Raw genomic sequence first — 12,799 nt, 5'->3', positions numbered from 1 at the left:
TCATTATTTCATTGGGTTAACCATTTGAATTGCCTGCCCGGAAGGAGCCATTATGGATCGTGTCGTTGGAACCTCGGGACGTATTGCGTTTGCAAGCGCGATGCGCAACCTCCTTGCGGATGTTTATCCCGAACACGATCATGCCGAACTTGTGCGCCGGGTGTTTGAGGTTCTTGATCTTCCGATCGAAGGCGACGGGCCAGAGCCGCAGGAAGAAAACCTTCGCAAATGGGATCAGCGCGATGCGTTTCTGATCACCTATGGCGACAGCATCCATCAATCCGGGCGCAAGGGGCTTCAAAGCCTTGGCGAATTTCATCGCAAGTGGCTCAAAGACTGGCTGATTGGCATCCATATCCTGCCATTTCATCCATTTACGTCCGATGACGGTTTTTCGGTCAGTGACTTTGATATGCTGCGCGAAGATCTTGGCGATTGGAGTGATGTCGAGGAACTGGCACAGCACGGCACGGTGATGGCCGATCTGGTGGCCAACCATATTTCGGCATCTCATCCCTGGTATCAGCAGTTTCTGGCCGGTCAAAAACCCGGCATTGATTACATCAAAACGGCAAGCCCGGATGATGATCTTTCCGATGTTGTGCGCCCGCGCAGCCATGCGCTTTTGAACGATGTGGTCACCAAGGTTGGTGAAAAGCATGTCTGGTGCACATTCAGCTACGATCAGGTCGATCTGGATTACGACAATCCGGAGGTTTTCTTTGAGATTCTCAAGGTCGTTTTGAATTACCTGAAGCATGGCGTGCGTGTTGTACGCCTTGATGCGATTGGCTTTATCTGGAAAGAGGTCGGGACAACCTCGATCAATCTTGATCAGACGCATAAACTGATCAAGGCAATGCGACTGGCGTGTAATGCCATTCATCCTGATGTGTTGTTTATTACCGAAACCAACCTGCCGCTTTTGGAAAATCTGTCCTATTTCGGCAATCAGGATGAAGCGCATCTGATCTATAACTTCTCGCTGCCGCCCGTGATCATTCATGCGCTGCTCAGCGGGCGAAGCGACTATATCCGCAAATGCATCATGGCAATGCCCCCGGCGCCGGCGGGCTGTACCTTCTTTAACTTTACTGCCAGCCATGATGGCATTGGCCTGCGCCCGGCCGAGAACCTTATTCCCGATGATGATATCGATGGCCTGCGCGAACATGCGATCAAGATGGGTGGGCAGGTAAGCTATCGCGCGCTTAAGGGCGGTGGACAGAAGCCCTATGAGCTAAATGTCACCCTGTTTAGCATGCTGGCCGAAAACTTCGCCGGTGAAGCCGAAATGGGGCTTGAACGTTTCGTCATGAGCCAGGCAATTGCCATGTCACTTGAAGGTGTTCCGGCGATCTATGTACAGACGATCCTGGCGACCGAAAACGATCAAAAGGCGTTTGAGGAAACCGGCATACCGCGTCGCCTGAACCGAAAAATCTGGCCGCTGGAGGAGGCGGAGCGCGCATTATCTGAAGAAGGCCCGGCCAAGTCGGCCTTTGATCAATTGCGCGCCTTGATGTCGATCCGCATGGGCCAACCGGCGTTTCATCCCAATGCGACGCAATATACCCTTAATCTGGGATCGGATTTGTTAGGCGTTTGGCGCCAGTCGCATCTGAATGAACAAAGCATCTTCTGTGTCTTTAACCTGACCGAAAAGCCAAAGGAACTGGATCTTTCAAAAATCAACCTGATCATGACGGAAGGCTGGCAGGATTTGATCACGCAACAAGTGATCGAGGATTATGACGGCATCATGAAACTGGCACCTTATCAGATTGTCTGGATATCCAATCTAGATGGGCGCAACCGCACCGAAAGCAGACTTTTGCAGCGCTATCGTGACGCGATGCCGGTTTAGGTTCTTCTATTAAAAGAAATAATACATCACTTTATGCGAATTTATCGTTGCCTCTGATCATCGGCTTTGTAAAGCTGATGTCAGAGACGAGGATATAGGGGCAAGACGCGCAATGGCTTATGCGCAGGAAATTTTCATTCCAGAATTGCCCGATGATACTGAGCATCGCGTCAGGGCGTATTATGAAACATGGTGTGAAGCAGCGACAGGCGGTGGTGTGCCTGATCGGAAGGTTTTGAGCGTCGATCGTCTTGCGCCGTGGCTCGATGATATCAGCATCTATGAATACATCCCCCGCAAACGCGATTTCGTCGTGCGTATTGATGCGCCCAACATTGTTGAGGCCAGTGGCGAAAGCTATTTGGGCTGCTCTCCGCGCCAGATTGATCTGGATTTCGGAACCACCATGCATGCGACTTTGCTTGGCGTGATCGATGATCGCAGGCCAGCCTTTCACCGTGTCGGGTTGGAGCGCAAAATTTGGGAAGAATGGTTGCGGATCATGTTGCCCGTCAGGACAACGGATCGGGATGAAAACCCGATTTTACAGGTGTTTGTAAGTCACTTTTTCTATCGCGGTTAACGAATATTGCAGCGCGATACTTGTTTTAAATGGCGGTTTTCCCACGTGTAAGAATGGGAGATCAAAAATGGCGGTAATAAAGAGCTTAGAGTCATCGGAAACCCAGCTGGATGGCCTGCCAGACGATGTTGATTTTAACGTCGTCGCCCTTGTCGATGCTTGGTACACGGCACTTGAGCAATCACCTGACAAGGATATGCCATTACGGTCCGTCTTGAATGCCGAACGGCTCAGCCGTTGGCGTGATGAGATCACCCTTTATGAATATCAGCCGATCAAGGATGACTTCCTTGTCCGGATTGATGCGCCGTCAATCGTGGCACTTAATGGTGAAAGCTTTCAGGGCAGTACACCGCGCGAGATTGATCTGAAATACGGAACCTGTCTGACAGCTGCATTGTTTCGCACGCTGCGGATAAAACAGCCGACATTTTACTTTATCAGCTTGGCCGATCTGCAGGGCAAAAGACGGCAGTGGCTTCGGATTCTGCTGCCGGCCCAAACCGTGGATCAGTTTAATGATCCGGTCTATCAGGTGCTTGGCGTGCGGTTTCGCTACGACCCGATGCATTATATCTGACGGGTGAGGGATGACGACACAGTCTGGTTCGACGGAAAAAGAGCTGCCGCAGGATAATCTGCCGGATGCGGCGCCGCGTGCTGCGCATGATCTACTCGCACTCTGGCACACGTTCGCGCAATCCGGACAAATGCCAACCCGCGATGAATTTTCCGCCGAGAACCTGACGGTTTGGCTTGATGATATCAGCATCTATGAATACCACCCGGACAAAGATGATTTTCAGATCCTGTTGGAAGGTGAAAACATCATCGCCCTGACAGGCGAGGATTGGCGTGGTGCCTTTGCCCGTGAAATTGACTGCCATTATTCAACGGCACTACATGCTGCCATGTCGCTGGCCCGCACAACGGGTTTGCCGCAAATTCATCAGATCCAGATATTCCAAAAGGAATGGCGCAATGGGATTAGGCTTTTGCTGCCCGTGACCCTAAATCGCGACGGGCATGAGGATTTGTTGCAGGTGTTTTTGGCAATCTTTCCGATGAATGATCTGATGTCTTAAGACGCTGGTTGCTGGTCGCTTGAATGAGAAAAGGCGCGCATCACTTGCGCGCCTTTATGCATTTTACTTGCCGATATCCATGTCGTTAAGGTCGTCTTCAACCGCACTTGAAAGATGCTCGAAAATATCGGTGATTGCGCTTTCAACGCGTTGCCAGCTTGGGATGAACGGGCTTTCAAGCGGGTTTTCAAGATAATGCTGTCCAGCGCTGATGATGACTTCTGACAGCACCTCGACGCATTTTTCTTCTTCGTCGCGATTGATCTTAAGGCCGTTAAACAGCGCATCGGCGCGGTATTGCTCAATCAGATCAAGCGCCATGCGGTAATAGGTCGCTTTCAGTGTTCTGAATGTCTCATGCGAGAAGATGGTGCCTTGGGTCGCGAGCTTGCGGAACAGGGATTTGGCAATGTCACTTGCCATGCGTGACAGGCCGTCATCCTTTTGTGCCGGATCAAATTCGCGGTGCTTGTGATCATAAATGTCAGCGATATCGACCTGTGCCAGACGATGGACCGTGTGGTTACGATACATCTCGGACAGCATCGAAATCTCAAGCCCCCAGTCGGACGCAACACGCAGGCCATAGGCAACATCGGTGCGGATCGCCATTTCACCCGACAGGGAATAGCGGAAGCAATCCAGATAGTTCAGGAAGTCTGTCTTGCCGACGACTTGTTTGAGTGCACGGATAAGCGGGGTCACAAACAGGCGGCAAACGCGGCCCTTCAGCGTGCCATTTGCAACGCGCGCGTAATAACCCTTGGCAAAGGCAAAATTAAACGCCGGATTGGCAATCGGATACATCAGCTTCGCCGGAAGATCGGGCGTATAAGTCGCGATATCGCAATCATGGATACCAATGACCGAGCTTCGCCCGGATGCTAGCGTATAGCCCATGCAATACCAGACATTTCGGCCTTTGCCCGGTTCATAGCGTGCCAGATCAAATTCTTCGAGACGGTCATGAACACCGCGCAAGCGCGGACCATCATTCCAAAGAATACGGACATGCTGGGGCAGGTCTTTGAAAAACTCGCGGGCATGGAGATATTGCTGCGCATCCGCACGGTCGAGGCCAACAACAATCTGATCAATATAGGTCGCCTGTTTTAACCCATTGAGGATGGTGGTCATCGCCGGGGTTTCAAGTTCGGAATACAGGCACGGCAGGATCAAGGTTTGACGGCGTTGTCGGGCAAAGGCGCTCATTTCATAGGCGAGTTCTTCCGGATTGCGGTCAAGAATGCGGTGAAGGGTCGTGATCGGTCCACCCTGATGGAAGTCAGCCATGAAGTACCTCGCTGTTTTTATTGCTATTTATGATCTGATCCAAAATGTCGTTCAGTGCGATATTCCATCCCTCCGGCCCGGGTTTTGGCGCGATCGTAAGATTGGAATGTTCAAGAAGTGGTGCTGTACGCACGCCGTGTTTTGAAGGGATTTGGACGGCGTAATCTGCCTCGGCCAGCATCGGGATGTCGTTTGGGGAATCCCCAAGGGCGATGGTGGTAAACCGCTTGCGCGCGCGGGTGTCATCCTGGTCAAAGCGCTGGACAGCCAGGCGCTGTAACATGCGTTTCATTGCCTGCCCCTTGCTCGATGGGCCGCAAAGTGTGTGAAAACGACCCCCCTTAACCAGATTAAGCGACCATTTTTCGGCAATGGCCCGCGCAATACCGATATCCTTCGAACTTGGTTGCCAAATCAGTGGATCCGAGCAACGCCGTTGCCCGGCGCGAATGGCATCGTCAAGTGGCAAGCCGGTCTCAGCCGCGATGACTTCGGGTTCAACAGTGCGGAAACTGTCGACCGGAACGGTGATGGCCGACTTGATTTGTTCGCGTGCCCCATCAATCTGCTCAGTGGACGGGCCATATTGTTCCACATCGTCGCCAAGGGCGATCACGCCACCATTTTCGCCAATCAGACCGTCAAAAAGGCCAGAGGCATGATTGATATGTTCAAGTTCGGCAAGGGTTTTGGACGACACGGCGATCAAGGGGATCGACATCTGGTTCAAGCGATCCAGTGCCGGGCGCGCAGGAGCCCAGCTATAGGTGTCATGATCAAGCAAAGTGCCGTCAAGGTCGGTGAAGATGGCGATGGCGCGGCTTTGTGGCATATTCCCGTTCTGTCGCGGTTTTAAAAGATTTTGCGACCTTTGAGTGCTGGTCGAAGCATCAGCTTAGCACAGCGATTGGGATGGATCGACCATTGCTGCGGTTAAATTTTGATCACAAAGGGAAAATGATCAAAATTAGGGCGATAAACCATCTGATTGTTTCATCATTCTGACTTTAAACAATTTGGCGTATCGACCATATTATAGAAGTTGAAATATATGCCGTGGGCGACAGATCGCCACGCGGAAACATATCGACTGTGTGAAGCCAATCGTATCGGAGATGCTCATGGGCCTTAAGCGAGTTTGCAAGGTCTTACCATTGCTCGCTTTTGCGGTGTTTGTTGGCATTGGTTTCACGTTTGAAAATACCCACGCACAAACCCGAAAGCCAACCGACGAAGACACTCGGACCGAAATCCGTTTCGCGGTGGCGGAGTGGCCACCGATGGTCACGGAAACCATGGCCAACTTTGGCAAGCATTCCCATCGTGTTACGGAAATATTCGCCAGAATGGGCTATCGCGTCGAATTCGTTTTCTTGTCATGGCCGCGCGCTTTTGAACTGACCCGACGGGGCTATTATGTCGGTACATTTTCATGGGTCAGAACAGAAGATCGCGAAGGCGCGTTTCTGATCCCGAGATATCCGATCGCCGAGGCAAGACAGGTGGGGTTTTATAAGAAACCCCGTTTCCCCGATGGGCTTGATGTTGATGAACTTGAAGATATCAGGGACTTTGGGCTTCGCCCGGTCGGTGTTGCCAGCTATTGGCATGAAGAAGCTTTCAATAACCTTGGTATCGAGGCTGAGATCGTAGCCAATACGGAATCCGCGTGGCGGTTTCTTGATGCGGGCAGGGCGGATATCCTGTTTGAGGAAGAAGAAGTCGGCTGGCTGGATTTGACCAATATACTCGGTGCTGAAGTTGCCCGGACTTTTGCGACGACTGCCCCGGTCACGACGGAAAACATGTATATTCTGTTTTCACGCAATCATGTCGACGGAGCACGCCTGCAGCAGGCCTATGACGATTTTATGGAATCCGAAGAAGGTCAGGAAATGTGTGGTCGATGGTCGATTTGTGAAACCAGTCATGCCCAATCCCCTGCAACGCGCAACGACCAATAGAAATATCTGATGCGGTTGGATCGACGGCAACCGTGTACCGTCATCCAGAACCACGTAGATATTTACCCATAACCAAATCCAGATACATGTTCGATTTGTCCAATCATTATCCCGGTTTGTCCATTCTGTCCAAGCCGTGACAGGCGTATTCTTTCCGCAATGGAATGGTTCTTGTTCCAATTCAAAAGAACAAACAACAACCGTGATCTTGTGAGGAAGTCGTCATGCATGTCCCTGTCGTCATCATTGGTTCTGGCCCCGCTGGCCTGTTGCTGTCCCATCTGTTGCATGTGCAGGGTATTGAGTCCGTCATTCTTGAACGCAAAAGCCGCGACTATGTCGAAGGCCGCATTCGTGCAGGTGTTCTGGAAATGGGGACCGTCGACCTTATGAAGCGCGTTGGTGTTGATGCGCGCATGAATAAGGAAGGCATCATTCATGGTGGCATCTATATCAGCGTTAATGGCAAGCGCACCCACGTCAATATCGAAGAATTGACCGGTGGTTCGACTGTGATGGTGTATGGCCAGACCGAGGTTACCAAAGACCTTATTCAGGCGCGTCTTGATCACGGTGGTGAAATCGTCTGGGAAGCAGATGATGTCAGTTTGCATGACATTGATGGTGACAAGCCACGTGTTCGATATCTCAAAGATGGCAACGAGGTCGAGCTGAGCTGCGATTATATTGCTGCTTGCGATGGCTTCCACGGTGTCGGGCGCAAATCGCTTCCGGGCGTGCAGGAGTTTGAAAAGGTTTATCCGTTTGGTTGGCTGGGCATTTTGGCCCATGCAAAACCGGTCGCAGACGAGCTGATCTATGCCAAGCATGATCGCGGCTTTGCGCTGTGCTCGATGCGGTCTGATTCCGTAGTGCGTCATTATGTTCAGGTGCCAAGCACGGACAAAATCGAAGACTGGTCTGATGATCGTTTCTGGAACGAGCTTCGCACTCGCCTTGGCGAAGAAGATGCCGAACTGGTCAATGAAGGCGAAGTGTTTGAAAAAAGCATTGCACCGCTTCGCAGCTTTGTCGCGCAGCCGATGCAGCATGGTCGCCTGTTCCTGGCAGGGGATGCTGCCCATATTGTGCCGCCAACCGGGGCGAAGGGCCTTAACCTTGCGGCAAGTGATGTGCATTACCTGTCCGAAGCCCTGATCGCAAAATACAAATCCAATCAGGAAGAAAAACTGGCGACCTATTCCGATACGGCCCTAGCGCGCGTCTGGAAGGCCGAGCGGTTCTCTTGGTGGATGACCTCGATGCTGCACACCTTTGGTGACCAGAAAGAGTTTGATGGCCGCATTCGGGATGCGGAATTGCAATATATCCTGTCTTCCAAGGCGGGATTGACGACCCTGTCGGAAAATTACGTCGGTTTGCCTTACTGACCGGCGTAACGGGGATACCCACCCCCGAAAGGAGAATTCCCGCTCTCCACATCCGCCCAGAAATTCCGACAGGTTTGAAACGGCCCGCAGCCCACGCGGGCCGTTTCTGTTTTGGGGGCTTTGGTTGTGCTGCCCCGAAATGATCACATTTGATCGCGGAACCAATTGTGATGTCAGCACGTTACCTGTGTGTAGCTGTTTTCAAAAGCCACAGGAGAAAACCATGGCGACCAAGACCGAAACGACTGCTGATACCGCAAAACTTCAGGCCGATGTCGATGCGCTTCGCAACGATCTGGCGGAAATCACCAAGACCCTGAAAACCATGGGCGGTGAGGCGGCACAGACCAGAACCCAAGCCGCAGCGGAACGCATTCGGGAAGTATCCGGTCAGGCGCGCGATCAGTTTGATCAAGCGCGTGGCGTGGCCGTGGATCAGGTCCGCGAAAACCCGCTGGCATCCGTTGCCGTGACCTTTGGTGTCGGCCTTCTGGTTGGCCGTCTGCTGCAGAAATGATTGATCAGCTTACAGATCGCCTGACCGATCTGGCAAAGGCCGCTGCCATCAAGGGCGCGGTCTTTGCCGCGGTTGGCGCAGTCCTTCTGACCGGGATCGGCTTTTTGCTGGCTGCCGTCTATATGGCGCTTGCGGCATCCTATGGGGCGGTGATCGCGGCATTCACGGTTGGCGGTACGCTTGTGACGCTGGGGCTGATTACCCTTGCGATCATGATGCAGCGTGATCCGGGCAAGGCGGTTGATCATGCAGGTCAAGGTAATGCAGAAAATTCGGGCAAGAAGTCCGAAGATGACGTGCTGTTTGATCTTTTGGTGCATTCGGCTATGACCGGTTATGCGACCGGGCAGGGAAACCGCGCGAAGATGCAAACGGGCTTTGATCAAATGATCGGTGATCTTGGCACGTTGGGTGTGTTTGATCCTACAGGATCGACCAAGCCAACGGCTGCTACGTCACAAGACACAGATAGAAAAATGGCGGGATAGCAAAGCTTCCCGCCATTTTTAATTCTTTATCACCCCGGCTTATTCGCCGTGGAAATGAACCGTGCCGATATAGGGCAGGTTGCGGTTGTTCTGGGCATAATCGATGCCATAGCCAACCACGAATTCATCGGGAATATCAAAGCCACAGAAATCAATCGGGATTTCGACTTCGCGACGCGACGGCTTGTTCAGCAGCGTGCAGATTTCCAGACGGTTCGGATCGCGGGTTTTGAGCAAACGAACCACTTCCGAAAGCGTATAGCCGGTATCAATGATGTCTTCGACCAGCAGCACATCCTTGCCGCGGATCTGACCATCAAGATCCTTGACGATGCGCACATTGCGCGAGCTTTCCGTGGAATCGCCATATGACGATGCGACCATGAAATCGACTTCGACCGGAACGGTCAGTTTGCGGGCCAGATCGGCAATGAAGACGAAAGAGCCGCGGAGCAACCCAACGACAATCAGCTTTTCGGTGTCTTTGAAGCTTTCATTGATCTTGGCGGCAAGCGCGTCGATCTGGGTGGCAATTTCGTCCGCCGTTATCAGCGGCTTGACATCATAATCGGCCATAAAATCCGGTCCTGAAGCGTTATGGTGTGATTTGCAGCTTGCTAACACAGGCAATCATTCTTGACCAGCCCGTGAATGGTAACAGAAGTATAATCCCGTAGGTCAGCCCCACGTTTATCGCGCCAATGGCGAGGCAATTGAACGCTTTTCGCCACAAGGCTGCAGCGCATCTTTTCATCAGATGGAATGTGGTTGGGCGTGTTTAAACCCCGCGCGCGCCAAATGTCAGGCCGCCTTGAAAATCACTGGTGCGTCGCCTTCGTGCCATTGATCATATTTGGTCATGGCGCGTTCAAAGAACGATGAACTCAGGAAATCATCCAGCCAACGCTGCAGATGGACAAACGGCATGGCGTCAAATGCCTCCTTGTCCGTATTGGCGAATTGGCGAATGAAGGGCGCAATGGCGAAATCGGCCAGGGCCGGGCGCGATCCAAACAGATATTTGCCAACCGCCAAACGACCATCAAGCCGGTTGAGGATCTTTTCCGCATCCCGGCGATGTTCGGCCGGATCGGCGTCTTCGTAGCGATTGAAATATTTATAGCGATCAAGATGATGTTTGAATGGACCATCATTTTGCGCAATCAGGGCCAGCATATCGTCAAGCGTCCCGCTTTCCGGGCTCAGCCATTCAAGTGGGTCATTTTCGGCCAGGGCCCAAACCATGATCTCAAGACTTTCGTCAATCACGGTGCCATCTTGCAGGATCAGCACCGGCACAGTTGCCTTGGGCGATGCGTCGATCATGCTTTGCGGCTTGTCACGCAAAACCACTTCGCGCAGTTCCACATCAATGTCGGCCGCCAGAAGGGCAATGCGGGCACGCATGGCATAGGGGCAACGACGGAAGCTGTAGAGAACCGGGCGGGATTGGTAATTTGATGCCGTGTTACCGGGTGCCGGTGAGATGTCGGCATCGGGTGCATCAGATGGTTTGGTTTGGGTCGTTACATCAATCTCGGACATATATTCGGATTAAACGCTGGTGCCGTGCATTGCAACTTCTTATCGGGGGAGTGCGCGCAATTCCCTGTGATGTCACGAAACTGTTTTGGCGTGCTTGTATCTTTGGTTGGACATCGCGCGCGCTGGTTCCCATCTGTGTGTTTGTCGATCACGTGTGAGAATGTGTTGGGCTCGAAAAATTCGATCATTAGCGCGTTTTTTATCCATGCGGGCTTGATTTCCGGGGCCGTTATATGGAAGGACAGGGGCACTGAATTCACAAGATCACGGGAAAGAGGGCAGACGCATCGGCGTGCATGCGATATCCTGTGATCTGACGGACCAAAGCAGATTGAAAAGAACGAGGGGCAAGTCCTATGACACCGACCGAAATCGCGCGCGTTACCGATTACCTGCGCCGCACCTTTGACAACAACCAGATCGCCATTGATGCGCCTAAAAGAAAAGGCCATCCGATCGAAATGCGTGTTGGCGATGAATTCGTCGGTGTCGTGCATCGTGACGAAGATGAAGGCGAAGTCAGCTACTCGCTGAACATCGTCATCCTCGAAGAGGACCTGCCGCCGGCACCATAATCGCCCGCGACGCGAGATCAAAAACGCCCCGTGCCAGAAATTGTCCGGGGCGTTTTTTTGTCTGAAATTGGCATTTTGTCGCAAATATTCTTGGCCCAAGAGGAGGTTTGGTGATCTCGGTTCAGTTCGTTTGACAGCGAAAATCCCGATAACCTACCGTTTTGATTGCACTGCATTCGCGCCTACACGCGCAGTGATTTCAGTTCGGGCATCCATCGGCACAAGAACCCAATAAGCCCGGACATCAACAACAATCCTGACAGGCACCTATCAGGGAAGAGGAAACAGAATATGAGCAGCTCAGCTAATCGTGGCGTTGTATTCAAAGGTCCGGGAAAAGTCGCAATCGAGAATATCGCCTTTCCGGAACTCGCACTGGGTCAGCGCAAATGCGACCATGGCGTCATTCTGAAAGTTGTGACCACCAATATTTGCGGCAGTGACCAGCACATGGTCCGTGGCCGCACAACCGCCCCCGAAGGGCTGGTTCTTGGCCATGAGATCACCGGCGTGATCGTTGAAAAGGGCCGTGATGTCGAATTCCTGAATGTCGGCGATGTGTGTTCCGTGCCGTTTAACATTGCGTGCGGCCGTTGCCGTAACTGCAAATCCGGCCTGACGGGCATTTGCCTGAATGTGAACCCGGCGCGTCCGGGTGCGGCTTATGGCTATGTCGATATGGGCGGCTGGGTCGGTGGACAGGCCGAATATGTCATGGTTCCCTATGCCGACTTCAACCTTCTGAAATTCCCGGATTCAGATCAGGCGATGGAAAAAATCCGCGACCTGACATTGCTTTCCGACATCTTCCCGACCGGCTTCCATGGCTGTGTCACTGCGGGCGTTGGCCCGGGCAGCACGGTTTACATCGCCGGTGCCGGTCCGGTTGGTTTGGCCGCTGCGGCGTCCGCGCACCTTCTGGGTGCGGCCTGCGTGATTGTCGGCGACATGATCGATGATCGTCTGGCACAGGCACGCAGCTTTGGCTGCGAAACCATCGATCTTAAAAAAGATGCACCGATGGAAGACCAGCTTGAGGCGATCCTTGGCGAACGCGAAGTTGATTGCTTTGTCGATTGCGTCGGCTTTGAAGCACATGGCTGTGGTTGCAACCACAATCACGAAGCCCCGGCAACGGTTCTGAACTCTGCCATGCAGGTCACCCGTGCGGGTGGTTCGATCGGTATTCCGGGCCTCTATGTAACCGAAGATCCGGGTGCGGTTGATGATGCTGCCAAAGTCGGCGCGCTTAGCATGCGCTTTGGCCTTGGCTGGGCGAAATCGCATTCCTTCCATACCGGTCAGTGCCCGGTGATGAAATATCACCGCAACCTGATGCAGGCGATCTTGTTTGAAAAGATCGACATCGCCAAGGCGGTCAATGTTCAGATGATCAATCTCGATCAGGCCCCGCAGGGCTATGCCGACTTTGACGGTGGGGCGGCGAAGAAATTCGTTATCGACCCGCATGGCACGGTTGCTGCCTGACTT

Annotated in this window: 14 protein-coding genes; 10 read left to right on the top strand and 4 right to left on the bottom strand. The window is 52.7% G+C overall.

Annotated elements, in window-relative coordinates; all coding sequences use genetic code 11:
* Positions 1-52: 52 nt before the first annotated feature.
* From ACMZ66_RS04860 to ACMZ66_RS04845, 4 genes are all read left to right on the top strand, one after another.
* Positions 53-1,867: an alpha-amylase family glycosyl hydrolase gene (locus ACMZ66_RS04860; RefSeq protein ID WP_416934981.1), complete on the top strand. Its 1,815-nt coding sequence runs from the start codon at positions 53-55 to the stop codon at positions 1,865-1,867.
* A gap of 112 nt (positions 1,868-1,979) precedes the next feature.
* Complete coding sequence (locus tag ACMZ66_RS04855) at positions 1,980-2,450, top strand: hypothetical protein (protein WP_416934979.1); 471 nt, start codon at positions 1,980-1,982, stop codon at positions 2,448-2,450.
* A 67-nt stretch (positions 2,451-2,517) separates the two neighbouring features.
* Positions 2,518-3,030 carry a hypothetical protein gene (locus tag ACMZ66_RS04850; protein WP_416934977.1) on the top strand — a complete coding sequence of 171 codons (513 nt, stop codon included), beginning with the start codon at positions 2,518-2,520 and terminating at the stop codon, positions 3,028-3,030.
* 10 nt (positions 3,031-3,040) lie between these two features.
* The gene (locus tag ACMZ66_RS04845; protein ID WP_416934975.1) at positions 3,041-3,535 is read left to right on the top strand and encodes a hypothetical protein; all 495 of its coding nucleotides are present in this window, start codon (positions 3,041-3,043) and stop codon (positions 3,533-3,535) included.
* Between the two features lie 63 nt (positions 3,536-3,598).
* On the opposite strand, the gene ACMZ66_RS04840 is transcribed toward ACMZ66_RS04845, so the two are convergent.
* Together ACMZ66_RS04840 and ACMZ66_RS04835 are read right to left on the bottom strand one after the other, a co-directional pair.
* Complete coding sequence (locus ACMZ66_RS04840; RefSeq protein ID WP_416934973.1) at positions 3,599-4,828, bottom strand: glycosyl transferase; 1,230 nt, start codon at positions 4,826-4,828, stop codon at positions 3,599-3,601.
* Positions 4,821-5,660, bottom strand: a complete 840-nt coding sequence (locus ACMZ66_RS04835; protein WP_416934971.1) for an HAD-IIB family hydrolase — start codon at positions 5,658-5,660, stop codon at positions 4,821-4,823. The genes ACMZ66_RS04840 and ACMZ66_RS04835 overlap by 8 nt, the downstream gene beginning before the upstream one ends.
* 289 nt (positions 5,661-5,949) lie before the next feature.
* Here ACMZ66_RS04835 and ACMZ66_RS04830 point away from each other — a divergent pair, with 289 nt between their 5' ends.
* The 4 genes from ACMZ66_RS04830 (at position 5,950) to ACMZ66_RS04815 (ending at position 9,188) form a co-directional block, all read left to right on the top strand.
* Complete coding sequence (locus ACMZ66_RS04830; protein WP_416934969.1) at positions 5,950-6,792, top strand: substrate-binding periplasmic protein; 843 nt, start codon at positions 5,950-5,952, stop codon at positions 6,790-6,792.
* A 224-nt stretch (positions 6,793-7,016) separates the two neighbouring features.
* Positions 7,017-8,183, top strand: coding sequence for a 4-hydroxybenzoate 3-monooxygenase (pobA, locus tag ACMZ66_RS04825; RefSeq protein ID WP_416934967.1), 1,167 nt, complete (start codon positions 7,017-7,019; stop codon positions 8,181-8,183).
* 223 nt (positions 8,184-8,406) lie between these two features.
* A complete protein-coding gene (locus tag ACMZ66_RS04820; RefSeq protein ID WP_416934965.1) occupies positions 8,407-8,700 on the top strand; it encodes a DUF883 family protein in 294 nt (97 codons plus the stop codon).
* Positions 8,697-9,188, top strand: a complete 492-nt coding sequence (locus tag ACMZ66_RS04815) for a phage holin family protein (protein ID WP_416934963.1) — start codon at positions 8,697-8,699, stop codon at positions 9,186-9,188. Before ACMZ66_RS04820 ends, ACMZ66_RS04815 begins: the two co-directional genes overlap by 4 nt.
* Before the next feature lie 39 nt (positions 9,189-9,227).
* On the opposite strand, the gene hpt is transcribed toward ACMZ66_RS04815, so the two are convergent.
* Both hpt and ACMZ66_RS04805 read right to left on the bottom strand, forming a co-directional pair.
* Positions 9,228-9,764 carry a hypoxanthine phosphoribosyltransferase gene (gene hpt / locus ACMZ66_RS04810; RefSeq protein ID WP_068517343.1) on the bottom strand — a complete coding sequence of 179 codons (537 nt, stop codon included), beginning with the start codon at positions 9,762-9,764 and terminating at the stop codon, positions 9,228-9,230.
* Between the two features lie 225 nt (positions 9,765-9,989).
* On the bottom strand, positions 9,990-10,733 hold the full coding sequence (locus ACMZ66_RS04805) for a glutathione S-transferase (protein WP_416934960.1): 744 nt from the start codon (positions 10,731-10,733) through the stop codon (positions 9,990-9,992).
* Between the two features lie 356 nt (positions 10,734-11,089).
* On the opposite strand from ACMZ66_RS04805, the gene ACMZ66_RS04800 reads away from it, so the two are divergent.
* Together ACMZ66_RS04800 and fdhA are read left to right on the top strand one after the other, a co-directional pair.
* Complete coding sequence (locus tag ACMZ66_RS04800) at positions 11,090-11,308, top strand: DUF3126 family protein (RefSeq protein WP_416934958.1); 219 nt, start codon at positions 11,090-11,092, stop codon at positions 11,306-11,308.
* A 291-nt stretch (positions 11,309-11,599) separates the two neighbouring features.
* Positions 11,600-12,796 (top strand): formaldehyde dehydrogenase, glutathione-independent, encoded by a 1,197-nt coding sequence (gene fdhA / locus ACMZ66_RS04795; protein WP_416934956.1) that lies wholly within the window; start codon positions 11,600-11,602, stop codon positions 12,794-12,796.
* Positions 12,797-12,799 lie beyond the last annotated feature (3 nt).

The sequence above is a fragment of the Thalassospira sp. genome (assembly GCF_048059015.1).
In the GTDB taxonomy this organism is placed as follows: Bacteria; Pseudomonadota; Alphaproteobacteria; order Rhodospirillales; family Thalassospiraceae; genus Thalassospira.
The sequence above is the reverse complement of the archived record's forward strand: the minus strand, read 5'-3'. Positions and strand labels throughout refer to the sequence as shown.